The sequence below is a fragment of the Pseudomonas aeruginosa genome (assembly GCF_001457615.1).
Classification (GTDB): domain Bacteria; phylum Pseudomonadota; class Gammaproteobacteria; order Pseudomonadales; family Pseudomonadaceae; genus Pseudomonas; species Pseudomonas aeruginosa.
The window spans coordinates 5,430,280-5,454,279 of record NZ_LN831024.1 but is presented as its reverse complement, the minus strand read 5'-3'; the positions used below and the strand labels follow the sequence as shown (position 1 = coordinate 5,454,279).

General features: G+C 67.7%; 18 protein-coding genes and 1 tRNA gene. 11 read left to right on the top strand and 8 right to left on the bottom strand.

Annotated elements, in window-relative coordinates:
* Nucleotides 1-2: 2 nt before the first annotated feature.
* From AT700_RS25125 to AT700_RS25110, 4 genes are all read right to left on the bottom strand, one after another.
* On the bottom strand, nucleotides 3-497 hold the full coding sequence (locus tag AT700_RS25125) for a YkgJ family cysteine cluster protein (RefSeq protein WP_003135287.1): 495 nt from the start codon (nucleotides 495-497) through the stop codon (nucleotides 3-5).
* On the bottom strand, nucleotides 473-1,708 hold the full coding sequence (locus AT700_RS25120) for a DUF1835 domain-containing protein (RefSeq protein WP_031629555.1): 1,236 nt from the start codon (nucleotides 1,706-1,708) through the stop codon (nucleotides 473-475). Before AT700_RS25120 ends, AT700_RS25125 begins: the two co-directional genes overlap by 25 nt.
* Before the next feature lie 156 nt (nucleotides 1,709-1,864).
* Nucleotides 1,865-2,314 carry a DMT family transporter gene (locus AT700_RS25115; protein WP_003095321.1) on the bottom strand — a complete coding sequence of 150 codons (450 nt, stop codon included), beginning with the start codon at nucleotides 2,312-2,314 and terminating at the stop codon, nucleotides 1,865-1,867.
* Between the two features lie 208 nt (nucleotides 2,315-2,522).
* Nucleotides 2,523-4,568 carry an NADPH-dependent 2,4-dienoyl-CoA reductase gene (locus tag AT700_RS25110; RefSeq protein WP_003116092.1) on the bottom strand — a complete coding sequence of 682 codons (2,046 nt, stop codon included), beginning with the start codon at nucleotides 4,566-4,568 and terminating at the stop codon, nucleotides 2,523-2,525.
* Between the two features lie 359 nt (nucleotides 4,569-4,927).
* On the opposite strand from AT700_RS25110, the gene lipC reads away from it, so the two are divergent.
* The 7 genes from lipC (at nucleotide 4,928) to selB (ending at nucleotide 15,350) form a co-directional block, all read left to right on the top strand.
* Nucleotides 4,928-5,857 carry a lipase LipC gene (gene lipC / locus AT700_RS25105; protein ID WP_003095318.1) on the top strand — a complete coding sequence of 310 codons (930 nt, stop codon included), beginning with the start codon at nucleotides 4,928-4,930 and terminating at the stop codon, nucleotides 5,855-5,857.
* A 307-nt stretch (nucleotides 5,858-6,164) separates the two neighbouring features.
* Nucleotides 6,165-9,245: a formate dehydrogenase-N subunit alpha gene (gene fdnG / locus AT700_RS25095; protein WP_010895684.1), complete on the top strand. Its 3,081-nt coding sequence runs from the start codon at nucleotides 6,165-6,167 to the stop codon at nucleotides 9,243-9,245.
* A gap of 8 nt (nucleotides 9,246-9,253) precedes the next feature.
* Nucleotides 9,254-10,183, top strand: coding sequence for a formate dehydrogenase subunit beta (gene fdxH, locus AT700_RS25090; protein WP_048521702.1), 930 nt, complete (start codon nucleotides 9,254-9,256; stop codon nucleotides 10,181-10,183).
* 71 nt (nucleotides 10,184-10,254) lie between these two features.
* The gene (locus AT700_RS25085; RefSeq protein WP_003095316.1) at nucleotides 10,255-10,881 is read left to right on the top strand and encodes a formate dehydrogenase subunit gamma; all 627 of its coding nucleotides are present in this window, start codon (nucleotides 10,255-10,257) and stop codon (nucleotides 10,879-10,881) included.
* A gap of 132 nt (nucleotides 10,882-11,013) precedes the next feature.
* The gene (gene fdhE / locus AT700_RS25080; RefSeq protein WP_003116089.1) at nucleotides 11,014-11,943 is read left to right on the top strand and encodes a formate dehydrogenase accessory protein FdhE; all 930 of its coding nucleotides are present in this window, start codon (nucleotides 11,014-11,016) and stop codon (nucleotides 11,941-11,943) included.
* 78 nt (nucleotides 11,944-12,021) lie between these two features.
* Nucleotides 12,022-13,428, top strand: a complete 1,407-nt coding sequence (gene selA / locus AT700_RS25075) for an L-seryl-tRNA(Sec) selenium transferase (protein WP_004365409.1) — start codon at nucleotides 12,022-12,024, stop codon at nucleotides 13,426-13,428.
* On the top strand, nucleotides 13,425-15,350 hold the full coding sequence (selB, locus tag AT700_RS25070) for a selenocysteine-specific translation elongation factor (RefSeq protein ID WP_003102294.1): 1,926 nt from the start codon (nucleotides 13,425-13,427) through the stop codon (nucleotides 15,348-15,350). The genes selA and selB overlap by 4 nt, the downstream gene beginning before the upstream one ends.
* A gap of 3 nt (nucleotides 15,351-15,353) precedes the next feature.
* Here the strand turns inward: selB and AT700_RS25065 are convergent, their stop codons facing one another.
* The gene (locus tag AT700_RS25065; protein ID WP_003123516.1) at nucleotides 15,354-16,037 is read right to left on the bottom strand and encodes a helix-turn-helix transcriptional regulator; all 684 of its coding nucleotides are present in this window, start codon (nucleotides 16,035-16,037) and stop codon (nucleotides 15,354-15,356) included.
* A gap of 281 nt (nucleotides 16,038-16,318) precedes the next feature.
* Here AT700_RS25065 and AT700_RS25060 point away from each other — a divergent pair, with 281 nt between their 5' ends.
* The 4 genes from AT700_RS25060 to AT700_RS25045 all read left to right on the top strand — a co-directional run bounded on the left by AT700_RS25060 (nucleotide 16,319) and on the right by AT700_RS25045 (nucleotide 20,113).
* Nucleotides 16,319-17,725 carry an aminotransferase gene (locus tag AT700_RS25060; RefSeq protein ID WP_016264130.1) on the top strand — a complete coding sequence of 469 codons (1,407 nt, stop codon included), beginning with the start codon at nucleotides 16,319-16,321 and terminating at the stop codon, nucleotides 17,723-17,725.
* A gap of 48 nt (nucleotides 17,726-17,773) precedes the next feature.
* On the top strand, nucleotides 17,774-19,171 hold the full coding sequence (locus AT700_RS25055; RefSeq protein WP_003102289.1) for an APC family permease: 1,398 nt from the start codon (nucleotides 17,774-17,776) through the stop codon (nucleotides 19,169-19,171).
* A gap of 94 nt (nucleotides 19,172-19,265) precedes the next feature.
* A complete protein-coding gene (locus AT700_RS25050) occupies nucleotides 19,266-19,886 on the top strand; it encodes a class I SAM-dependent methyltransferase (RefSeq protein ID WP_033951319.1) in 621 nt (206 codons plus the stop codon).
* Nucleotides 19,887-20,017: 131 nt separating this feature from the next.
* A tRNA-Sec gene (locus tag AT700_RS25045) sits at nucleotides 20,018-20,113 on the top strand.
* A 27-nt stretch (nucleotides 20,114-20,140) separates the two neighbouring features.
* On the opposite strand, the gene AT700_RS25040 is transcribed toward AT700_RS25045, so the two are convergent.
* From AT700_RS25040 to AT700_RS25030, 3 genes are all read right to left on the bottom strand, one after another.
* The gene (locus AT700_RS25040; protein WP_016264131.1) at nucleotides 20,141-21,181 is read right to left on the bottom strand and encodes a tyrosine-type recombinase/integrase; all 1,041 of its coding nucleotides are present in this window, start codon (nucleotides 21,179-21,181) and stop codon (nucleotides 20,141-20,143) included.
* Entirely contained in the window at nucleotides 21,181-22,479 is a 1,299-nt protein-coding gene (locus AT700_RS25035) for a hypothetical protein (protein WP_048521701.1), read from the bottom strand. The genes AT700_RS25040 and AT700_RS25035 overlap by 1 nt, the downstream gene beginning before the upstream one ends.
* A 257-nt stretch (nucleotides 22,480-22,736) precedes the next feature.
* The gene (locus tag AT700_RS25030) at nucleotides 22,737-23,999 is read right to left on the bottom strand and encodes a zonular occludens toxin domain-containing protein (protein WP_048521700.1); all 1,263 of its coding nucleotides are present in this window, start codon (nucleotides 23,997-23,999) and stop codon (nucleotides 22,737-22,739) included.
* Nucleotide 24,000 lies beyond the last annotated feature (1 nt).

Genomic DNA, 24,000 nt, shown 5'->3' with positions numbered 1-24,000 from the left:
GGCTACTTCGGCCGGTAGGCGCAGTGGCCGGGACGCGGGCCGATGCGCGGGTGGTTGCGGCAGGTGTCCGGGCGGCGGGCATAGATGGTGCACAGGCGGGTCTTGCGGTCGAGGTACAGGCAGTCGCCGTTGGCCATGCGGGTGAGGGTGAAGATCTCGCGCTTGTGGTTGAAGTGCTCGATCACGCCATCCTTTTCCAGTCGCTTGGCGATTCGCTTGGCCGGTTCCTCGCGCTCGAACTCGTCGACCAGTCGCATGCGGATCAGGTCGTCGATGCGCACTTCCACCGGCAGCGTGCAGCAGGTCGCGTTGCACTCGCCGCACAGGCCTTCGCGGTATTTCACCCAGGTATCCAGGCGGTCGGGGTCGGCGGCGGCGAGCGGGATCTTCTTCATCGGCGGGCGGGGGCGGGGAAAACGGGCGCGCAATGATAGTGGCTGCGCGCCCGTTGCGCTCGTCCGGGCGATGAGCGTCAGTGCCGTGGGTCCTCCCGCCATACCGGCCGGTCCTGCTCGTCCAGAGCCCAGTGCGCGGTGCCGGCGCGCAGGCGTACGCCGCCGACCCAGCGTTCGGGGGCGCCGAGGTCGAGGCGGTAGCGCCGCCCGGCCAGGACCTCGCGGCCTGCAGCGGTCAGCGCCAGCGGCTGGCGTTCCCAGGGCAGTTCCGGCGCCGGCGTGCGCAGCAGCGCACCGGGCTCTTCCAGCAGCGCGCGGAGCAGGACGCGGAACATCAGGTCGCCGAGATAGGGCAGCGGCTCGCGCCGTGCGGTCAGCTCGGCGAAGACCTGACCGGCGCTCGGCCGCTCGCCGTCGCGGACGATCTCCAGTGTCAGCCGTTCGCTCAGCGACAGGCCGTCGCGCAGGGCCGGCAGTTCATGCAGTTGCCGACGCAGCGCCGGCCCCAGCAACGGTAGCGCCGGGGTCGGCGCTGCGGCCAGTTGCGCCCAGCGCAGTGGCGCCGGATCGCGGTAGGCTTCCCAGGCCGCGCGGGCCAGCGTCAGGGCTTCTGCGTCCAGCGGGCGACGCCGAGTCCATAGCCAGGCGAGCAGCTCAGGCGCCAGTTGGCCGATGCCGACGAAGCGCTCGACGCCTGGCACGCGGTCGATCTCGATCAGTTCCAGATGCTCCGGCGGCGTCTGCATGCCGGCCAGCACCCGGACCAGGAACAACTGGTCGTAGGCGTCCGCCTCGCACCAGAGGGCCACCCGCGAGTATTCTCCGAGCCGCTCGAGCCCAGCGTATTCCTGGCGCTGGCGGGCCTGGGCGTCGGCCGGGTCGAGGTCGAAGGCGCGGCTCAGGTAGTCGCTGCGCAGGGCGAGGAACTCGGGCAACGGCAGGTTCGGCACCGGTCCCATGGTCAGCGGGTCGGCGAACATCCGGAAGTCGCCGCGAAAGCCGGCGAGCTTCAGGCCGTGGGCGATGTCGTTGCCGCAGCGCAGGTGCAGGGTCGCGGCCTCATCGCCGCCGACCAGATCGGGGTGGCGGCTGGCGAAGGCGATGGCGTCGACATGCGCCTTGAGTCGCGGCCAACTGGCGAAGCCCAGCTCGCGCGCCACCTGCCACTGGGCGTCGGCCAGGCGCGGCTCCTGCCCCGGAAGCCCTGTACGGCTGGCCGGGTCGCGGCGCCACTGGCGCAACAGCTCCTTGGCGCGCTTGCGTTGCTGTTCGAGATTGATCCGGCCGTCGCCGAGAGTGCGGGAAAAGGACATACGATCTCCTCTGCAGCCTTGTCCGCCAGCAGGCCTGGAGTCGCATGCGCGATGCGTGGGGTGGATCGCCTGGGCGCTGCCCTTTCCGCGGACGGGAGGCGTGGAGAACGCCGAGGCCGACTATAGGCCGGCCGACGCGTCCGCGGCAAGACGCACTCAGCCCTTGCGGATCATCCAGATGCCGGCGCCGATCAGTGCCAACCCGCCCAGCTTCAGCGCGCTGATCGGTGCCTCGCGGAAGCCGGCCCAACCGAAGTGGTCGAGGCTCATGGCCATGCCCAACTGGCCGGCGAGCACCAGCACCATGAACATCAGCGCGCCGATGCGCGGTGCGGCGAAGGCGGCGATGAAGATGAAGAACATGCCGAGGAAACCGCCGCACCAGTGCCACCAGCTCAGCCCGCGCAATGCCGCCAGGCCGGGAAACTCGCGCTGCGAGAGGGTCAGGGCGAGCAACCCGAGGGTGCCGACGAAGAACGAGATCAGTGCCGCGGCGAGGACGCTGGACACCTGCTTGGCCAACTGGCCGTTGATCCCCGCCTGCAGCGGCAGGCAGGCGCCGGCGAGCAGGGGCAGGACGAACAGCCACCAGGGGGGAGTGGGCATGCAAGACTCCTGGAACGATGACGGCGAGCGCGCCCCGCGCATGGCGAGGGACGGGCCGGAGTGGTACGGGGAGTCGCACAGTATGCACCAGGCGGGGGCGGAGGAGGAAAACGCGAGGCCCCATCGCTCGCCCTCGGATTCCGCCCGGCGGGTAATCGCGAGCGGTTGTTCGCCCTACGGCAGCCATACCGCCAGCGGCGTTATCCCCCTACAAGCGCGCCGCCAGCATGGCCCCCTCGCGAATCGCCCGCTTGGCATCCAGTTCCCCTGCCACCCGCGCCCCACCGATCAGGTGGAAGCGCAGGCTTTCCGCCGCCTGGCTGATCTGCAACTCGCGCAGCGGCTCCTGGCCGGCGCAGATCACCACGTTGTCCACCTCCAGCCAGCGTTCCTCGCCGTCGACGCGGATCAACAGGCCGCGTTCGTCGATCTTCAGGTACTCCACCCCGCCGAGCATGCGTACGGCGTTGTGCCTGAGGTGCGCGCGGTGTACCCAGCCGCTGGTCTTGCCGAGCTGCGCGCCGGGAGCGCCGGGCTTGCGCTGGAGCAGCCAGACCTGGCGCGCCGGCCGCGTCGGAGCGGGTTCGCGGAGGCCGCCGGGCTGGCTGTTGTCGAGGTCCACGCCCCATTCCGCGAGCCATTCGCCGAGCGCCCGCGGCTGGCCGTCGCTGGGCGCGGCGACGAGGAAGGCGGCGACGTCGAAGCCGATGCCGCCGGCGCCGACGATGGCGACCCGCGCGCCCACCGGCGCGCCGCGCAGCACGTCCACGTAGCTGAGTACGGTCGGTCCGCCGATGCCGTCGATCCTTGGCCGGCGTGGCTGGATGCCGGTGGCCACCACCACGTCGTCGAACTGACCGTCCAGCTCGCCCTGGCGCACCCGGTGGCCGAGGCGCAGGTCGACGCCGAGGCGTTCCAGACGCACGCGGAAGTAGCGCAGGGTTTCGCGGAACTCCTCCTTGCCGGGAATCCGCTTGGCCAGGTTGAACTGCCCGCCGATTTCCCCGCTCGCCTCGAACAGGCTGACCCGATGCCCGCGCTCGGCGGCCACGCAGGCGGCGGAGAGCCCGGCGGGGCCGGCGCCGATCACCGCGATGCGCTTCTGCGTGCGCGCCTTGCGGTAGCGCAATTCGGTCTCGAAGGCCGCCCGCGGGTTGACCAGGCAGGTGGCGCGGCGGTTGGCGAAGGCATGATCGAGGCAGGCCTGGTTGCAGGCGATGCAGGTGTTGATCTCCTCGGCCCGGCCGGCGCCGGCCTTGGCCACGAACTGCGGGTCGGCCAGCAGCGGCCGGGCCATCGACACCAGGTCGGCCTTGTCGGTGGCGAGCAGGGATTCGGCGACCTCGGGGGTGTTGATCCGGTTACTGGCGATCACCGGCACCTTCAGCTCGTGGCGCAGCCGTGCGCTGACCTCGGCGAAGGCCGCGCGCGGCACCGAGGTGACGATGGTCGGCACGCGCGACTCGTGCCAGCCGATGCCGGTGTTGAGCAGGGTGATTCCGGCTTCCTCCAGGGCCAGGGCGATGCGCCGCACCTCGTCCCAGGTATTGCCGCCCTCGACCAGGTCGAGCAGCGACAGGCGATAGCAGAGGATGAAGCGTTGGCCGACGATCCGCCGGATGCCGCGGACGATCTCCAGCGCCAGGCGCATGCGGTTTTCCAGCGGGCCGCCCCACTGGTCGTCGCGGCGATTGGTGCGCGGGCAGAGGAACTGGTTGAGCAGGTAGCCTTCGCTGCCCATCACCTCCACGCCGTCGTAGGCGGCGGCCTTGGCCAGCCGCGCGCAACGGACGAAGGCGCGGATGGTCTTGCGGATGCCGCGCTCGGAGAGCTCGCGCGGGGTGAACCAACTGATCGGCGACTTCAACGGCGAGGCGGACACCGCCATCGGGTGGTAGCCATAGCGCCCGGCGTGGAGGATCTGCAGCAGGATCTTGCCGCCCTCGGCATGCACCGCCTGGGTCAGGCGACGATGGGCGGGCACCTCCAGGGCGCTGGTGAGGCTGCTGCCGAAGGGCAGCAGCCAACCTTCGCGGCAGGGCGCGAAACCGCCGGTGACGATCAGCCCGACGCCGCCCCGGGCACGCTCGCGGTAGTAGGCAGCGAGCTTGCCGAAGTCCCACAGACGATCCTCCAGCCCGGTGTGCATCGAACCCATCACCACGCGGTTGCGCAGACGGGTGAAGCCCAGGTCCAGCGGGGCCAGCAGGTGCGGATAGGGAGCGGCGGCGAGCGGCGGGTAGGGGTTGCGCATGGCGCGGTTCCGGTAGCCAGGGACGCTTCACCATAGGAAGTTGCGCCGCCGCCGAATGCGGCCCGCTTGCCGGAACCGCCAGGCATTTCGGTCAAGCCGGCGGACTGGCTGATCGGATAGGTGCTCGCTGCGCTGCACCGCTGTGGCCTCGGGTGACAGGCATCGAAAGCTCTCCGACAGCACTTGCGGCGCGGCGGGCGGAATGGGAACGGCGGCGCTGTTACCCGGGGTAATGGCGTGCGCCGGAAGCCCAACTTAAGCACGGCTCGACGCCTTTGGCGGCGCTGTCAGGCTGGGGTTCCGGCCCGCTCAGCACGTGCCTTGCCAACTGCCTGTCCAATCCGAACGGAGTCTCGACGATGAACAAGAACAAGACGTTCCTCGCGGCGGCGCTGGTAGCGCTGGCCGCCAGCCTTCCCGTGCACGCTGCGACCGACTACACCCGCACGCGCTATCCCATCGTGCTGTCCCACGGTCTGTTCGGCTTCAAGAGCGTCGGCCCGGTGGACTACTGGCACGCTATCGTGCCGGCCCTGGAGAAGGACGGCGCGAAGGTCTTCGCCACCTCGCAGTCGCCGGTGAACAGCAACGAGGTGCGCGGCGAACAGCTACTGGCGCAGGTGGAGGAAGTCCTGGCCCTGACCGGCGCGGAGAAAGTCAACCTGATCGGCCACAGCCAGGGCGGCATGACCGTGCGCTACGTCGCCGGGGTGGCGCCGCAACTGGTGGCCTCGGTCACCACCATGGGCACGCCGCACAAGGGCACGCCGGTAGCCGACGCGGTGACCGGCTTCAGCGAGTTCCTCGGGCCGATCGGCACCGAGGTGATCGCCTCGGCGGTGGAGGCGCTGTTCTCGGTGGTCGACATCGTCGACGGCGGCGAGTGGGTCAAGGGCGACGCGCTGGCTGCCCTGAACAGTCTCAACACTCCCGGCACCGCGCGGTTCAACCAGCGCTTCCCGCAGGCGATCCCGGCCAGCGCCTGTGGCCAGGGCGCGGAGACGGTAGCCGGGGTGCGCTACTACTCGATGAGCGGCACCGGCTCCCTGACCAATGCGCTCGACCCGAGCTCCGCCGGCCTGGCGGTGACCGGGCTGCTGTTCGGCGAGGCCAACGACGGTCTGGTCGGCCAATGCTCCAGCCACCTGGGCAGCGTGGTGAAGGACAACTACCGGATGGACCATCTGGACGAAGTCAACCAGTTGCTCGGCCTGGTCAGCCTGTTCGAGAGCGACCCGACCCAGGTCTATCGGCAGCATGCCAATCGCCTCAGGAACGTCGGACTCTGATCCGCTCGCCGGGTCGCCGCAGCCCTAGGCGACCCGGCATTAGTCTTTGGTCTAATGGCACCTGGATATCACCTCCTGTTCGCGCGCCTCGCGGCGTTCGGACCTGTCCCGATTCCGCGCACCTTGCTGGACAAGGTTTGCGCCGCCGTGTAATGACTCCGGTCAAGGCAGAAAAACCCAGCGTTCGTGTAGGGTTCGCTGCCCCGTAGCCATGCCCGGCTGGCGTACCTCGCCAGGCTGGCTATCTTTTAACCAGAGACATCCGGCCATGTCCCGGGTGTCCTTTGCCTGATGCAGGAGATGCACGATGGATATGAACCGTCGGCAATTCTTCAAGGTCTGCGGTATAGGCCTTGGAGGATCGAGCCTTGCGGCGCTCGGGATGGCCCCCACGGAGGCCTTCGCCGACCAGGTCCGCCACTTCAAGCTGGCGCACACGGTCGAGACCCGCAACACCTGTACCTACTGTTCGGTCGGTTGCGGCCTGATCATGTACAGCCAGGGCGACGGCGCCAAGAACGTCGCGCAGAACATCATCCATATCGAGGGCGACGCCGACCATCCGGTCAACCGCGGCACCCTCTGCCCGAAAGGCGCCGGCCTGCTGGACTACATCCACAGCCCGAACCGCCTGAAGTATCCGGAAGTGCGCGAGGCCGGCTCCAGCGAGTGGAAGCGCATCGAGTGGGACGAAGCCCTCGAGCGCATCGCCAAGCTGATGAAGGAAGACCGCGACGCCAACTTCGTCGAGAAGAACGAGCAGGGCCAGACCGTCAACCGCTGGTTGACCACCGGCTTCCTCGCCGCGTCCGCCTCGTCCAACGAGGCCGGCTACATCACCCACAAGGTGATGCGCTCCCTCGGCATCCTGGGATTCGACAACCAGGCGCGTGTCTGACACGGCCCGACGGTGGCAAGTCTTGCCCCGACGTTTGGCCGTGGAGCCATGACCAACCACTGGACCGACATCAAGAATGCCGATCTGGTGCTGATCATGGGCGGCAACGCCGCCGAAGCCCACCCGTGCGGATTCAAATGGGTCACCGAAGCCAAGGCGCACAACAAGGCGCGGCTGCTGGTGGTCGATCCGCGTTTCACCCGTTCCGCCTCGGTCGCCGACTACTACGCGCCGATCCGGACCGGCACCGACATCGCCTTCCTCGGCGGCCTGATCAACTACCTGCTGGAAAACGACAAGATCCAGCACGAATACGTGCGCAACTACACCGATGTCTCGTTCATCGTGAAGGAAGGCTTCAGCTTCGAGGACGGCCTGTTCAACGGCTACGACGCCGAGAAGCGGACCTACCCGGACAAGTCCTCCTGGGGCTACGAGATCGGTGAGGATGGCTATGCCAAGGTCGACCCGACCCTGACCCACCCGCGCTGCGTGTTCAACCTGCTCAAGCAGCACTACAGCCGCTACACCCCGGACGTGGTGAGCAACATCTGCGGTACGCCGAAGGACATGATGCTCAAGGTCTGGGCGGAAATCGCCGAGACCTCCAAGCCGGGCAAGGTCATGACCATCATGTACGCCCTGGGCTGGACCCAGCACTCGGTAGGCGCGCAGATGATCCGCACAGGCGCGATGGTCCAGCTGCTGCTGGGCAACATCGGCATGCCCGGCGGCGGCATGAACGCCCTGCGCGGCCACTCCAACATCCAGGGCCTGACCGACCTCGGCCTGCTGTCCAACTCGCTGCCGGGCTACCTGACCCTGGCGATGGACGCCGAGCAGGACTACGACGCCTACATCGCCAAGCGCACGGCCAAGCCGCTGCGCCCGGGACAGCTGTCCTACTGGCAGAACTACGGCAAGTTCCACGTCAGCCTGATGAAGGCCTGGTTCGGCAAGTCGGCGACCAAGGAAAACAACTGGTGCTACGACTGGCTGCCCAAGCTCGACATGCCGGGCGCCGGCTACGACGTGCTGCGCTACTTCGACATGATGTACCAGGGCAAGGTCAACGGTTACTTCTGCCAGGGCTTCAACCCCATCGCCTCGTTCCCCAACAAGGCCAAGGTCGGCGCCGCGCTGGCGCGCCTGAAGTGGATGGTGGTGATGGACCCGCTGGTGACCGAGACCTCGGAGTTCTGGCGCAACGTCGGCGAGTACAACGACGTCGACACCGCCAGCATCAAGACCACGGTGTTCCGCCTGCCCACCTCCTGCTTCGCCGAGGAAGACGGCTCGATCGTCAACAGCGGCCGCTGGTTGCAGTGGCACTGGAAGGGCGCCGAGCCGCCGGGCCAGGCGCGTCCGGACATCGCCATCATGGCCGGGCTGTTCCACCGCCTGCGCGAGATGTACCGCAAGGACGGCGGGGCCTTCCCCGACCCGATCCTCGGCCTCGACTGGTCCTACCTCAAGCCCGACGAACCGGGCCCGGACGAACTGGCCCGGGAGTTCAACGGCAAGGCCCTGAGCGACCTGGTCGACCCGGCCAACGGCATGATCCTGGCCAAGGCCGGCGAGCAGTTGCCGGGCTTCGCCCTGCTGCGCGACGACGGCAGCACGGCGAGCGGCTGCTGGATCTTCGCCGGCTCCTGGACCCAGCAGGGCAACCAGATGGGCCGCCGCGACAACAGCGACCCCTACGGCATGGGCCAGACCCTCGGCTGGGCCTGGGCCTGGCCGGCGAACCGGCGGATTCTCTACAACCGCGCCTCGGCCGACGTCAGCGGCAAGCCGTGGGACCCGGAGAAGAAGCGCCTGGTGTGGTGGAACGGCAAGTCCTGGGGCGGCACCGACGTGCCCGACTACAAGGCCGACGTACCGCCGGAAGCCGGGATGAACCCGTTCATCATGAACCCCGAAGGGGTGGCCCGCCTGTTCGCCGTCGACAAGATGGCCGAAGGCCCGTTCCCCGAGCACTACGAGCCGTTCGAGACGCCGATCGGGGTGAACCCCTTGCACCGCGACAACCGCAAGGCGATCAGCAACCCGGCGGCACGGGTGTTCAAGAACGACATGGAACTGTTCGGCACGGCCGACGAGTTCCCCTACGCAGCGACCACCTACCGGCTCACCGAGCACTTCCACTACTGGACCAAGCACTGCCGGCTGAATGCGATCACCCAGCCCGAGCAGTTCGTCGAGATCGGCGAGGCGCTGGCCAAGGAGCTGGGCATCAATGCCGGCGACAAGGTCAAGGTCTCCTCCAACCGCGGCTACATCAAGGCGGTGGCGGTGGTGACCAAGCGCATCCGCCCGCTGCAGGTGGACGGCAAGACCGTGCACCACGTCGGCATCCCGATCCACTGGGGCTTCGCCGGCATGGCGCGCAACGGCTTCCTGGCCAACACCCTGACCCCCTTCGTGGGCGACGGGAATACCCAGACGCCGGAGTTCAAGTCGTTCCTGGTCAACGTGGAAAAGGCGTGAGGTGAAACATGAGTAGTCAGGACATCCACGCCCGCTCCGCGACCACCACGCCGATGCCCTCGGTGCGGAACCAGGAGGAAGTGGCGAAACTGATCGACGTGTCCAAGTGCATCGGTTGCAAGGCCTGCCAGGTCGCCTGCTCGGAATGGAACGAGCTGCGCGACGAGGTCGGCCACAACCACGGCACCTACGACAACCCCATGGACCTGACGGCCGACTCGTGGACGGTGATGCGTTTCACCGAGCACGAGAACGAGGCCGGTAACCTCGAGTGGCTGATCCGCAAGGATGGTTGCATGCACTGCGCCGAGCCGGGCTGCCTGAAGGCCTGCCCGAGCCCGGGGGCGATCGTGAAGTACGCCAACGGCATCGTCGACTTCAACCAGGACAAGTGCATCGGTTGCGGCTACTGCATCACCGGTTGCCCGTTCGACATCCCACGGATCTCGCAGAAGGACCACAAGGCCTACAAGTGCAGCCTGTGTTCCGACCGCGTCTCGGTGGGCATGGAGCCGGCCTGCGTGAAGACCTGCCCGACCGGCGCCATCGTCTTCGGCAGCAAGGTGGACATGAAGGAACACGCCGCCGAACGCATCGTCGACCTGAAGAGCCGCGGTTACGAGAACGCCGGCCTGTACGACCCCGAAGGGGTGGGCGGCACCCACGTGATGTACGTGCTGCACCACGCCGACAAGCCGTCGCTCTATGCCGGCCTGGCCGACCAGCCGAGCGTCAGCCCGCTGGTCAGCCTGTGGAAGGGCGTGACCAAGCCGCTGGCGCTGCTGGCCATGGGCGCCACGGTGCTCGCCGGGTTCTTCCACTATGTGCGCGTCGGTCCCAACCGCGCGGACGACGAGGAAGACCACGGGCAAGCCGAGGCACCGGTGCACCAGGTCGATCCGTCGGTACACACCTTTGACCCGCACGAGCGTCGTTGAGCCTGCGCGCGGGCGTTGCCGCCGGTCCTCCGCGACCCGGCGGCAGCGGCGGCGCTCTCGAGGAGTCGGAAATGAAAAATGAAATCCAGCGCTACAACGCCAACGAGCGCAGCAACCACTGGGCCGTGGCGATCCTGTTCTTCATGGCCGGGTTGTCCGGGCTGGCGCTGTTCCACCCGGCGCTGTTCTGGCTGACCAACCTGTTCGGCGGCGGTCCCTGGACGCGTATCCTGCACCCCTTCCTGGGGCTGGCGATGTTCGTCTTCTTCCTCGGCCTGGTGGTGCGCTTCGCCCACCACAACCGGGTGCAGAAGAGCGATATCCAGTGGCTCAAGCAGTGGCGCGACGTGGTCAGCAACCGCGAGGAGAACCTCCCGGAAGTCGGCCGCTACAACGCCGGGCAGAAGCTGTTGTTCTGGGTGCTGCTGCTGAGCATGCTGACCCTGCTGGTCACCGGCATCGTGATCTGGCGCCAGTACTTCAGCGCCTGGTTCGGCATCGAGGCGATCCGCCTGTCGGCGCTCCTGCACGCCTTCGCCGCCTTCGTCCTGATCGCCAGCATCATCGTGCATATCTACGCCGGCATCTGGGTCAAGGGCTCGATGGGCGCGATGCTCTACGGCAAGGTCAGCCGCGCCTGGGCGCGCAAGCACCATAACGGCTGGCTGAAGGAAGTCGGCAAGGGCGAGGAGCACTGACGCGTATAGTGTCGCCATCGCCCGACCGGAGGCCCCAGCGATGGGGCCTTTGCATTCATTCCGCGCCCCACCGGGCGCCCGATCGTTGCGGCGCGGCCCACCGGCCCGCCGGCGCAGACCCGAGGAGTTCCCGTGTCACGCACCATTCTTCAGCCGGGGCAGATCGAAGCCGCCGCCAACATTCCCCCGCACCTGCACCAGCCGTCGCGCGACCTGTTCGCCCGCCGCGGCGAGCGCCTGCTGCAACTGGCCGAGGGGCACCCGATGGGCGACTACCTGCGCCTGGTCGCCGGTCTCTGCCGGCTCCAGCAGGCGCTGCTGGACAACCCGCCGGCGCTGGCCCCGCTCGACCCCGAGCGCCTGCGCAAGAGCCGCGAGCACGGCATGCCGCCGCTGGCCTACGACCTGCTGGTGCGCGAAGGCGCCTGGCTGCCCTGGCTGGATGCCCTGCTCGCGGGCTACCCGGCGCCGGCCAACGCCGCCGTCGGCGCGGCACTCGAACAATTGCGCGAAGCCGACGAAGGCCAGCGCAAGGCCTGGGCCATCGCCCTGCTCAGCGGTCAGTTCGACCTCCTGCCGGCGGCCCTGGTGCCGTTCCTCGGCGCCGCCCTGCAAGTAGCCTGGAGCCATTGGCTGCTGGGACTGGAGGAGGGCGCGGTGGTCGAGACCGAGAGCCGGACCTTGTGCCCCGCCTGCGGCTCGCCGCCGATGGCCGGGATGATCCGCCAGGGCGGCAAGGAAACCGGCCTGCGCTACCTGAGCTGCTCGCTGTGCGCCTGCGAATGGCACTACGTGCGAATCAAGTGCAGCCACTGCGAGGAAAGCAAGCACCTGGCCTACCTGTCCCTGGAGCATGACGGGCAGCCGGCGGAAAAAGCCGTGCTGCGCGCCGAGACCTGCCCCAGTTGCCAGGGCTACCTGAAGCAGTTCTACCTGGAGTTCGACCGCCACGCCGATGCCCTTGCCGACGACCTGGCCAGCCTGGCGCTGGACATGCGCCTGGCCGAGGACGGCTACCTGCGGCGTTCGCCGAACCTGTTGCTGGCCCCCGGCGGCGAATAGCCGAAGACGCTGCGGGCATGCGCCGACGCGTCTATGATGGGCGTGTCGGTGACCCTACCCTGTGGATAAGGTTTCTCCATGAGTTCCGTTCGCTTGCCTTCGGTCGACCGCCTGCTGCGCAGCGCGGCGGCCGCTCCTCTGCACCAGCGCTATGGCCGCGAGGCGTTGCTGGCGACCCTCCGCGACCTGCTCGACGAACTGCGCGAGCCGGCCCGACACGGTGCCCTCGCCGAGATCGAACTGAGCGAGGCGGTGCTCGCCGGGCGCGCCGGCGAACGCCTCGCCGCGCAGCATGCCAGCCGCGTGCGGCGGGTGTTCAACCTGACCGGCACGGTGTTGCATACCAACCTCGGCCGCGCCCTGTTGCCGGACGAAGCCATCGAGGCGATCACCCTGGCCGCGCGCTACCCGCTGAACCTGGAGTTCGACCTGGCCAGCGGCAAACGCGGCGACCGCGACGACCTGATCGCCGGGCTGATCCGCGAACTCACCGGCGCCGAGGCGGTCACCGTGGTCAACAACAACGCGGCGGCGGTGCTGCTGGCGCTGAACAGCCTGGGGGCGCGCAAGGAAGGGATCATCTCGCGCGGCGAGCTGATCGAGATCGGCGGCGCCTTCCGCATTCCCGACATCATGGCCCGCGCCGGCGTGCGCTTGCATGAGGTGGGCACCACCAACCGCACCCACGCCAGGGACTACGAAGCCGCCATCGGCCCGCGCAGCGGCCTGCTGATGCGCGTGCACACCAGCAACTACAGCGTCCAGGGCTTCACCGCCAGCGTGCCCACCGCGCAACTGGCGGCCATCGCCCATGGCCACGGCCTGCCGCTGCTGGAAGACCTCGGCAGCGGCACCCTGGTGGACCTGACCCGCTGGGGCTTGCCCAAGGAACCGACGGTGCAGGAAGCCCTGGCCGACGGCGCCGACATCGTTACCTTCAGCGGCGACAAATTGCTCGGCGGGCCCCAGGCCGGGCTGATCCTCGGCAACCGAGAACTGATCGGGCGGATCAAGAAGAACCCGCTCAAGCGCGCCCTGCGCGTCGACAAGCTGACCCTCGCCGCCCTCGAGGCGGTGCTCGGCCTGTACCGCGATCCGGACCGCCTCGCCGAACGCCTGACCACCCTGCGCCTGCTCAGCCGCCCGGCGGCGGAGATCCGCGCCCAGGCCGAGCGTCTGGCGCCGGCGCTGGGCGAGGCGCTCGGCGAGGGCTGGGAGGTCGCTGTGGTCGACGCCCTGGGCATGATCGGCAGCGGCGCGCAGCCGGTGGCGCGGCTGGCCAGCGCCGCGCTGTGCCTGCGTCCGCGGCAGCCCAGGCGCCTGCGCGGACGCGCCCTGCGCAACCTCGAGGAAGCCCTGCGCGGGCTGCCGCTGCCGGTGATCGGTCGGCTCGACGACGACGCCCTCTGGCTCGATCTGCGCCAGCTCGACGACGAGCCGGCGTTCCTCGCCCAGTTGCCGCGACTGCGGAGCGAGCTGTCGTGATCGTCGGCACCGCCGGGCACATCGACCACGGCAAGACCTCGCTGCTGCGCGCCCTCACCGGCATCGAGGGCGACCGCCGCCCGGCCGAGCGCCAACGCGGGATCACCATCGACCTGGGCTATCTCTACGCCGACCTTGGCGACGGCAGCCCCACCGGCTTCATCGACGTGCCCGGCCACGAGCGCTTCGTCCACAACATGCTGGCCGGCGCCAGCGGCATCGATTGCGTGCTGCTGGTGGTGGCCGCCGACGACGGCCTGATGCCGCAGACCCGCGAGCACCTGGCGATCGTCGAACTGCTCGGTATCCGCCGGGCGCTGGTGGCGCTGACCAAGATCGACCGGGTCGAGCCGCAGCGGGTGCAGCAGGTGCGGACCCAGGTCGAACACCTGCTGGCCTCCGGCCCGCTGGCGCGCTCGCCGATCTTCCCGCTCTCCAGCAGCACCGGGGAGGGCGTCGAGGCGTTGCGCGAAGCACTCGGCGGGCTCGCCGGCGAAGTCCGCGAGCGTAGCCGCGAGGGATACTTCCGCCTGGCGGTGGACCGGGCCTTCAGCGTCGCCGGCAGCGGCATCGTGGTCACCGGTACGGCCTTCTCCGGACAGGTCGCGGTGGGCGACGAACTGCTCCTCGGCAACGCCGGACGGCCGGTGCGGGTGCGCGGCCTGCACGCGCAGAACCGGCCCGCGCAACAGGCCTGGGCCGGCCAGCGCGTGGCCCTGAACATCGCCGGCGAGCGCCTCGCGCTGGAACAGATCCAGCGCGGCGACTGGCTGCTGCAGGCCGCGCTGCACGCGCCGACCACGCGGGTCGACATCGACTTCCGCCTGTTGCCCGACGAACTCCGCGACTTCACCCACTGGACCCCGGTGCACCTGCACCTGGGCACCCAGGACGTCACCGGGCGCCTGGCCCTGCTCGAAGGCGAACAACTGGAGCCTGGCCACCGCGCCTTCGCCCAACTGGTGCTGAACGCGCCGATCCAGGCCCTGCATGGCGACCGCCTGGTGCTGCGCGACCAGTCGGCGCAGCGCACCCTTGGCGGCGGGCGGGTGCTCGACGGCGCCGCGCCGGCGCGCAACCGACGAACGCCGGCACGTCTGGCACAGCTTCAGGCGCTGCGCCAGGAAAGCCTGGAGGAGGCGCTGCCGACCTTGCTCGGCGCGGCCGAGAACGGCCTCGACCCGCAACGCCTGGTGCAATCCTTCAACCGCCCGCGCGAGCACTGGCGGCTGCCGGAAGAGGTGGTCGAGGTGCAGACCCGCCTCGGCCCCCGGTTGTTCGCCGGGGAGCGCTGGTTCGCCCTGGTCGAGCAACTGCTCGCCGGCCTGCGGCGCTTCCACGAAGAGCTACCGGACGAACTCGGTCCCGACCGCGACCGCCTGCGTCGCTACGCCCTGCCGCAGCTGGAGCGGCCGGTGTTCATCGCCCTGCTCGACGCCGCCCTGGCCGGCGGTGATGTGCACAGCAGCGGGCCCTGGCTGCACCTGCCCGGCCACGAAGTGCGCCTGAGCGATAGCGAGGAGCAACTGCGCGCGCGCCTCTGGCCGCTGCTCGAAGCCGGCCGCTACGACCCGCCCTGGGTCCGCGACCTGGCCCGCGAGCTGCGCCAGGATGAAGCCGTCATGCGCAACCTGCTGCGCAAGCTGGCACGCCTGGGCCAGTTGCAGCAGGTGGTGCGCGACCTGTTCTACCCGGAAGCCACCCTGCGTCAATTGGCCGAGATCGCCGTGCAGGTGCGCGACCCCGCCGGGCTGATCCGCCCGGCGGAATTCCGCGACCGCCTGGGCATCGGCCGCAAGCGCAGCATCCAGATCCTCGAGCACTTCGACCGCATCGGCCTGACCCGCCGCATCGGCAACGACCGTCGCCTGCGCGAGGGCTCGGCGCTGGCCGAACAGTTGCTCGGCGGCGTCTCGCCCTGAGTCTCAGGGGCCGACGCGCTGCCCCTGGCTCAGGCACTCGATGAACAGCGCGAACAGTTCCGACTGCGAGCCGACTTCCAGCTTGGTGTAGAGATTCTTCCGGTGCATGCGCACGGTCTCCGGGGAGATGTCCATCAGCCGCGCGCTGGATTTCGCCGAGTGGCCGCTGAGCAGCAGGTGGCAGGCCTCGCGTTCGCGGTCGGTGAGCACGTCGCGACCGAAGCCGCGCAGCACTTCCTGAAGGCGCGGGGCGAGGTCGGCCTGCGGGTTCGGCGAGAGGTCGGCGCGCCCGGCGCAGAACTGCCGGGCCAGCTCCAGCACCGGCGGCGCCAGGCCGGCGAGGGCGGCGACCTGGGCGTCGCTGTAGCGGCTCGCCGAAAGGCCGTTGTAGAGACAGATCGAGAGCTTCTCGGTAGGGCCGAGGTCGAGGATGTAGTAGACGTCCTCCACCGCTCCGGCGCCGAGGTAGTAGGTCTGGTAGTAGGCGCTCTGGAAGAAGTCGTCGGGGGCGATCTCGCCGAGGGTGTAGAAGCCTTCCGGAAGGCCTTCCTCCACCGCCAGGCAGAAAGGGTCGAGCAGGTAGCCGCGGGAGAAGTAGCGGCGGATGATCGCCTCGCGGAAGCGCTCGGCGATGCCGCGCTCGTAGAGCAGGGTGGGCGCGTGGCCCTTGCGTTCCAGGCTGATCATGCTCGACTCGATCGGCACCAGTTGGTGGATGGCGTCGACCAGCGCGGCGAGGAAGTCGGGTTGGCGCAGGCGCCGGATCGCCAGCGCCAGGTGTTCGTGCCAGCGGTCGAGCGCGTTCGGGGCGATGGCCTGCATGGACGGTACGGCTCGTTCTTGTCGTTGTCGCCGCAGGATAGCAAGCCGCGTCGGCCGCACCCAGCGCTTACCCCAAAATGGGGTATGGCCCGCCGCGCGGTGCTCTTGCACCCTCGGAGCATCCATCCGAGAAGAGCGACAGCCCGATGAACGCAAGAATGCACGCCACGTCCCCCCTCGGCGACGCCGACCTGGTCCGTGCCGACCAGGCCCACTACATGCACGGCTACCACGTGTTCGACGACCACCGCGTCAACGGCTCGCTGAACATCGCCGCCGGCGACGGCGCCTATATCTACGACACCGCCGGCAACCGCTACCTCGATGCGGTGGGCGGCATGTGGTGCACCAACATCGGCCTGGGGCGCGAGGAAATGGCTCGCACCGTGGCCGAGCAGACCCGCCTGCTGGCCTATTCCAATCCCTTCTGCGACATGGCCAACCCGCGCGCCATCGAACTCTGCCGCAAGCTCGCCGAGCTGGCCCCCGGCGACCTCGACCACGTGTTCCTCACCACCGGCGGTTCCACCGCCGTGGACACCGCGATCCGCCTCATGCACTACTACCAGAACTGCCGCGGCAAGCGCGCCAAGAAGCACGTCATCACGCGGATCAACGCCTACCACGGCTCGACCTTCCTCGGCATGTCGCTGGGCGGCAAGAGCGCCGACCGGCCGGCCGAGTTCGACTTCCTCGACGAGCGCATCCACCACCTTGCCTGTCCCTACTACTACCGCGCTCCGGAAGGAGTGGGCGAGGCCGAGTTCCTCGATGGCCTGGTGGCGGAGTTCGAACGCAAGATCCTCGAACTGGGCGCCGACCGGGTGGGGGCGTTCATCTCCGAGCCGGTGTTCGGCTCCGGCGGCGTGATCGTCCCGCCCGCGGGCTACCACCGGCGGATGTGGGAGCTGTGCCAGCGCTACGACGTGCTGTACATCTCCGACGAAGTGGTGACCTCCTTCGGCCGCCTCGGCCACTTCTTCGCCAGCCAGGCGGTGTTCGGCGTACAGCCGGACATCATCCTCACCGCCAAGGGCCTCACCTCCGGCTACCAGCCGCTGGGCGCGTGCATCTTCTCCCGGCGCATCTGGGAGGTGATCGCCGAGCCGGACAAGGGCCGCTGCTTCAGCCATGGTTTCACCTACTCCGGCCACCCGGTGGCCTGCGCGGCGGCGCTGAAGAACATCGAGATCATCGAGCGCGAGGGCTTGCTCGCCCACGCCGACGAGGTCGGCCGCTACTTCGAGGAGCGCCTGCAAAGCCTCCGCGACCTGCCCATCGTCGGCGACGTGCGCGGGATGCGCTTCATGGCCTGTGTCGAGTTCGTCGCCGACAAGGCGAGCAAGGCGCTGTTTCCGGAAAGCCTGAACATCGGCGAGTGGGTCCACCTGCGGGCGCAGAAGCGCGGCCTGCTGGTTCGTCCGATCGTCCACCTGAACGTGATGTCGCCGCCGCTGATCCTCACCCGCGAACAGGTCGATACCGTGGTCCGGGTGCTGCGCGAGAGCATCGAGGAAACCGTGGAGGATCTTGTCCGCGCCGGTCACCGGTAAGCGCCGGGGCGCCGCCGGCGCCCCACCCGAACATTCAGGAGAACCCCAATGGACGACAACAAGAACAAGGTCCTGCGGTTGCGCGATGTGGTGCTCTACACGGTCTCGGCGATGCTCTTCATGGACCAGATCGCCCTGGCTTCCTCCCTCGGTCCGTCGAGCCTGTTCTGGTGGCTCTACGTGCTGGTCCTGCTGTTCCTGCCGATGGCCATGATGACCTCCGAGCTGGGCACCGCCTTCCCCGCCAACGGCGGCGTCTACCACTGGGTGCGCAGCGCCTTCGGCTTCCGCTGGGGGGCCCGGGTGTCATGGATGTACTGGGTCAACAACGCACTGTGGATGCCTTCGGTCTACACCCTGTTCGGCAGCATGCTCGGCGCCTTCTATTTCCCCGAGCTGAGCCTCTGGGGCAAGATCGCCATCGGCATAGCCCTGGCGCTGCTCACCGCGGCGTTCAACGTGGTCGCGCTGCGCCTGGGCAAGTGGCTGCCGAACCTCGGCGCGCTGCTCAAGCTGCTCGCGGTGCTCGCCCTGGGCGTCGGCGGCCTGCACTTCGGCTGGAACCATGGCTTCGCCAACGACTTCAGCCTGGACTCCATCGTCCCGTCCTCGCCGGGCCAGATGGCCGCGCTGGGAGTGATGGTCTATGGCATCATGGGGACCGAGCTGGCCTGTTGCAGCGCCGCGGAGATGCGCAACGCGCGCCGCGACATCCCGCGCGCGGTGCTGATCTCCGGGCTGATCGTCGGCGCCTTCAACATCTTCGGCACCCTCGGCGTGCTGGCCGCGGTACCGGCCGAGGAAACCGACGTCACCCGGATCTTCGCCCATACCCTCTACAACATCTACGGCCACGACGGCGCCGGCGGGATGCTCGCCGACCTGGTCGGCGCCTTCGTCCTGTTCACCCTCTTCACCAACATGGTCACCTGGAGCATGGGCACCAACCGTGCCGCGGTGGAAGCGGCCAAGGCCGGCGAGCTGCCGGCGCTGTTCGGCGTGGTCCATTCGCGCCACGGCACGCCGATCGGCTCGGCGGTGCTGGCCTCGGCGGTGAGCATCGTCCTGCTGCTGCTCTACGGCCTGGTGGCGCACACTGCCGAGGAACTGTTCTGGACCCTGCTGTCGATCTTCGCCATGGTTTTCATGATGCCCTATGTGCTGATGTGCCTGGCCTTCGTCCGCCTGCGCCGCGCCGACCCGCGTCCACGGCCCTACCGGATGCCGCTGGGCGACCGCCTGGCCAGTCTCTGGGCGCTGTTCGTCGCGCTGCATGTGCTGGCCGGCATCTGCCTGTTCGTCGTCACCCCCGGCGCGCCGATGGACTGGGCCTACGCCGGCAAGATCGTCGGCGGCGTGGCGCTGGCCCTGGCCGTGGGCGAACTGCTGATCCGCCAGGCGGCGCGAAGGCGCGGCGTGATGTCGCTGCGCGGTGCCTACGGTTGAGGAGCGGCCCTGTCGCAACACCGCCTATGGCGTTAATGTGCCGTTAACGCCCTTGGTGGGTAATGGGTCGCAGCGCAACACGGAGAAGGTCGTCATGTCCGAACGAGAGCACTGGCAACGGGTATACGAGAGCAAGCCGTCCGACGCGGTGAGCTGGTTCCAGGCCGAGGCCACGCTGTCCCTCGACCTGATCCGACGCATCGGCGCGCCCCGCGAGGCGGCGATCATCGATGTCGGCGGCGGCGCCTCGACCCTGGTCGACGGCCTGCTCGCCGAAGGCTTCGGCGACCTGACGGTGCTCGACCTTTCCGACGCCGCCCTGCGTGTCGCCCGCAACCGCCTCGGCGCGCGCGGCGAAGAAGAGGTGCGCTGGATCGCCGGCGACATTACCGGCGTCGACCTGCCGGAAGCCACCTACGATGTCTGGCACGACCGCGCCGTGTTCCACTTCCTTACCACTGCCGAAGCCCGCCGCGCCTACGTGCGCCAGGTGATGAAGGCGGTCCGCCACGGCGGCCACGTGATCGTCGCCACCTTCGCCGCCGACGGCCCGACCGAATGCAGCGGCCTGCCAGTCATGCGCTACGACGCCGACGAACTGCACGCCGAGTTCGGCTCCGCCTTCCAGCTCACCGAGCACCGCGACGAACACCACGTCACTCCCGCCGGCCGGGTCCAGCACTTCGTCTACTGCCATTGCCTGAAACGCCTGTGAAGTGCTCCGAGGCTGGGCTACGCTCTGCTCGCCCGGCCATGCGAACGACTTTCCATGACATCCGGCATTTCTTCTTCGGACCCCGGCCTGATAAGCTCCCGTCTCGAGGAAAACCTCTTGCAAATCAAAGAGGAAGGCAATCACGCCCGGTGGCGTGGCCGGACTTCAAATCCGGTGGGGGACGGCAGCCGTTCCTGGGTGGGTTCGACTCCCACTGCCTTCCGCCATATCCCCCTTCCACAGCCCTTGCTGCTCTAGGCTTCCAGCGTTTCCGCCGGTGTCGAAAAATCCGTCGTGTCGAAGAAGTGTCGAAAGTCTTTCAGCGGGCCGAGTCTGATCACGTCTTGCAGGAAGTCCGGGGCGAGGTGTGCATATCGCATGGTCATGGTCAGCGACGAGTGCCCGAGAATCTTTTGCAGGGTCAGGATATTGCCGCCGTTCATCATGAAGTGCGAGGCGAACGTGTGGCGGAGCACGTGCGATTTCTGCCCACGGGGGAGGGCGACGCCGGACATCTTCACGGCGAAGTCGAAGCTGTCGCGGCAGTTGGAGAACTTGCCGTAGCGGCGCAGGTGCGAGTGCAGGCGTTGTTCCAGTTCTGGAGGTATCGGGACCGAGCGGCGACGCTTTGACTTCGTGTTAACGAACTGCACCGCTCCATCCCGGACCCGATCCAGGGTCAGCCCTTGAGCTTCACCCCAGCGGCAACCGGTAGCCAGACAGACCAGGGCGACGGGTTCCACATGAGGCGTCTTGCAATGTTCCCGGAGGGCACGGAACAGCGTTTCTATCTGCTGGCGGGTCAGGTAGGTCAACTCACGATCTTGCAGCTTGATCGCCTTCACCTTGGCCAGCGGGTCTGGATAGTCGATTTCACCCAACTGGTGCAGTTCGTTGAACAGCGACCGCAGGTAGCCCAGTTCGTTGTTCAAGGTCTTGCCGCTGATGCCTGACGCAAGGCGTCTGGCCCGATACTCGGTGAAGATGTTCCCGGTTACCACCGAGCCTATGGGGTCGCCCATGCGTTCCGCCATCTTGCGCAGCACCAGGGAACGACGGTCAGCGTCCGTCAGGGCGTGGCCGTGGAGTAACGTCCAACGGGTCACCAACTCAGACAGGCGTCGACGATCCTTCGGCCTTGGTGTCCAGGCCGGGTTTTCAATGGTCCTTTGCCGCACGGTGGCTTCGAACCGCTGGGCTTCGCCCTTGGTCTTGAAACGCTTCCTAAAACGCTTGCCCTTGATCGGTTCAACGTCGGCCAGCCAGCGGCCATCCTCAAGCTTGGTGATCGCCATCAGATCGCGTATCCCCGCCGTAGATACCGATCACACATCAGCTTGTGTATGTGCCTTTCCAGATCGCGACGAGTCCAACCCTTGGCGAGATAGTGGTCTTCGATAACGTGCCAGAACTCCAATTTGCGGGCGGACTCAATCGCTTTTTTTGCGGGAATCCGCTCCCGCGCAATCAGGCTCACGAACTGGCCGAGGAACATCTCGCAGTTGCGCCCGCTAAAGCCCTTGGCGGTCTTGTAATAGCGCCGGTACTCAGCGCGCTCGATCAGCGGATCGCACTCGACCTGTACACGGGCGTCCTGGCTGATCAGGCTCCAGAACGGATCGTAGACCGCCGTCCGGCTCAGCAGCTTGAAGCTTTCACAGGCGTAGCCCCACAGCCCTTGCAGATGCGGGCAAAGCCCCTCATAGGTGCGACAGCCCATAACCTCCCCGGAGGCCATCCGCGAGCCTTCGGAGAACTGTTGCACCACCGAGTGATGGAAGCGGAATTCGATGCGCCAGACCGTCTCCAGGGGGTTATAGGCTGGGTCGCCATCGCCGAACGGATCGCCGTTCAGGGTCGCCCACACACTTTCCCAATAGTCGAGCTTGTCGGTGGCCCGAGCCTGGAGGGTCTTGTTATAGATCGACAGTTGCAGGCCGTTAGCCGAGCCGAACATGTACGTCTCGCCACGTCCGTAGACCGAGGCGTTGCCGTCGAATTCGATCCGCTCGATCCCGCTGATCTGGCGTACCCGACGCGAGCGGCAATGCATGCGATCCACCAGATCGCGAGGCGGTTTCCAGCCCTGTACGTCCAGGGCGATATGCACAGCGGCTTGGTTGGTTTCGCAGTGACTCAGCACGGCAGCGGCCAAGTCATCCAGCACGCCCTGGAGGATGCGCGGATCGGCGCCATCGAGGGCGTGAGGCGATACCTCGATCTTGAGGTGCGAGCCGAGGGTATCGACCTTGATGTTGTGGTTCTTGATCAGCAGGATCAGACCCATTTCAGCGTTCTGCAGGCGGTACTGATACCCGGAGTCGCGACCGATCCGCCCCTTGGACCACTCGTAGCCGGCGAACTCGACCACATCCACCGAGAGGTCAAACAGCGCCATCACTTCCGGGCGCAACTTGCCGTTGTACAACTGTCGCACCGTGTCCACGCCGCACCGCAGGATGCGCACGCCTGACAGGTCGGTGAACGCCCCCGTTATGGAATCAACGAAGAGCCGTCCCTTGGGGGAATCCAGCAACTGCCCGTCGGGTTGCAACAGGAGGCGGTTTTGATGAATCGGTTTCACTTTCTTCATGGGCTTACCCAACAATGTCCATTAATGTCCAAAACACAGGGCGTTTATCTGACGTGTTACAGGGGCGTCGGCCGGCCCCGCCGTGGCGCTTGCTCACTCCGAGACGAGCCGTTCGCGCGCGCCCCGGCCAGGCCGGCTACAGCGGCCATACCGGCCCCGTCGGCGTCACCGCCACCGCGAAGAAAAAGCCCGCCAGATAGGCCAGGAACGCCAGCCCCAGGGCGGCGAAATAGCTTGTCCAGTTCATCGGCTCCCCCTCAGTTGATCGAGCGCGGCAAGCGGCTGGTGTCAGGAACCACCGTCACCCGCACGGCGGCGCTGTTCGCGGCGGCGGGCGGCACGTTCGGCGCGGCGGCCTGAGCCGGCGGCGCATTGCCCAAGGCGCTACGCCCGGCGCAGGCGGCATAGCCGGACCAACCGCCCTTGAAGCTCAGTTCCGCGGCGCAGTTGCCCCGCGGCACCACGGCATAGCCGGTGTCGGTCAGGTCGCGATCGGTGAGAGTGAATTCGCTGCCGTCCTGGCCCCGGACGGCGAACAGATAGGTGCGGCGCCCGGAGGCGGACAGCAGGGTTGCCTTGACGATGAAGTCGCGGCCGGCGAAGGGATGGCCTACAGGAGCAGCGCCCGGAACGCCTGGGTGCCCAGGTACATCATCAGCAGCATCAGGACCAGCCGCACCAGTAGCACGCGCAGCACCCACAGCAGGACCGGCTTGAGCAGGCGCAGCAGTTCCAGCAGCAGGCGGCGATACAGGGTCGCCCATGAGCAGACGAGGTCCGCCGTCATAAACCACAGACCCAATAGCAAGGGCCGGAATTGCCATGAATAGAAGAATCTTAGGTTGTCTAAAAAGGCTCTTGCCGGCGATGGTGTCGGTGACGGAGCCGGTGGCTGTCGATTCATAGAGGGCGAAGGTCTCCTGGCGGATTTTCTTGATCTCGACGATCACGTCGCGGGCCGGCGGTTTGTTGTCCTGTGCCGAGTGCTGGCTTTCCTTGTAGCGGCCCCGAATGCCGATGACGGCGAGGTTGGAGTGCAGATAGGCCTTTTCCGCCGTCATGCGGATGTCGTCACGGATATAGGCGATGTTCGGCGTGGTGAGGATGATGTCCCAGTTGAAATGCCGGTGCCGGGTCCAGGCATCCAGCCAGCCCATGGGCCGCCCGGCTGCCTTGGCCGCTTCCGGGCCGTCCGGGAAGTCGAAGCGCTTGAGGTCGGCTTCGCGCCAGGACTTCAGAAAGATCAGTTGGGTTTCGTCGAAGATGATGAACGCGCCACGCGGCGCCCACATGAACCAGGTGCGCATCTTTTCCATGTCATCCAGGTCCTCGAGGTCGAGGTTGATGACGTCGCAACTGGAGGGCGTCTCCGGCATCACCTGGAAGATCCGTTCGCGGGTCAGGCCGCGCACGTTGGTGATGATGACGCGGCCTTTCTTGATCGCGGGGATCAGGTCATCTTGGATCGCGCCGGAGGTCTTGTAGGAGCCGTTCGGGCCGTGATGAATCTTGATCGCCATG

Bases quoted from the DNA above. Each gene is read 5' to 3' on its own strand.
- AT700_RS25125 (WP_003135287.1), bottom strand. From the start codon at position 497: ATGGCGGGAGGACCCACGGCACTGACGCTCATCGCCCGGACGAGCGCA.
- AT700_RS25120 (WP_031629555.1), bottom strand. From the start codon at position 1,708: ATGTCCTTTTCCCGCACTCTCGGCGACGGCCGGATCAATCTCGAACAG.
- AT700_RS25115 (WP_003095321.1), bottom strand. From the start codon at position 2,314: ATGCCCACTCCCCCCTGGTGGCTGTTCGTCCTGCCCCTGCTCGCCGGC.
- AT700_RS25110 (WP_003116092.1), bottom strand. From the start codon at position 4,568: ATGCGCAACCCCTACCCGCCGCTCGCCGCCGCTCCCTATCCGCACCTG.
- lipC (WP_003095318.1), top strand. From the start codon at position 4,928: ATGAACAAGAACAAGACGTTCCTCGCGGCGGCGCTGGTAGCGCTGGCC.
- fdxH (WP_048521702.1), top strand. From the start codon at position 9,254: ATGAGTAGTCAGGACATCCACGCCCGCTCCGCGACCACCACGCCGATG.
- AT700_RS25085 (WP_003095316.1), top strand. From the start codon at position 10,255: ATGAAAAATGAAATCCAGCGCTACAACGCCAACGAGCGCAGCAACCAC.
- selA (WP_004365409.1), top strand. From the start codon at position 12,022: ATGAGTTCCGTTCGCTTGCCTTCGGTCGACCGCCTGCTGCGCAGCGCG.
- AT700_RS25065 (WP_003123516.1), bottom strand. From the start codon at position 16,037: ATGATCAGCCTGGAACGCAAGGGCCACGCGCCCACCCTGCTCTACGAG.
- AT700_RS25060 (WP_016264130.1), top strand. From the start codon at position 16,319: ATGAACGCAAGAATGCACGCCACGTCCCCCCTCGGCGACGCCGACCTG.
- AT700_RS25055 (WP_003102289.1), top strand. From the start codon at position 17,774: ATGGACGACAACAAGAACAAGGTCCTGCGGTTGCGCGATGTGGTGCTC.
- AT700_RS25050 (WP_033951319.1), top strand. From the start codon at position 19,266: ATGTCCGAACGAGAGCACTGGCAACGGGTATACGAGAGCAAGCCGTCC.
- AT700_RS25040 (WP_016264131.1), bottom strand. From the start codon at position 21,181: ATGGCGATCACCAAGCTTGAGGATGGCCGCTGGCTGGCCGACGTTGAA.
- AT700_RS25035 (WP_048521701.1), bottom strand. From the start codon at position 22,479: ATGAAGAAAGTGAAACCGATTCATCAAAACCGCCTCCTGTTGCAACCC.
- AT700_RS25030 (WP_048521700.1), bottom strand. From the start codon at position 23,999: ATGGCGATCAAGATTCATCACGGCCCGAACGGCTCCTACAAGACCTCC.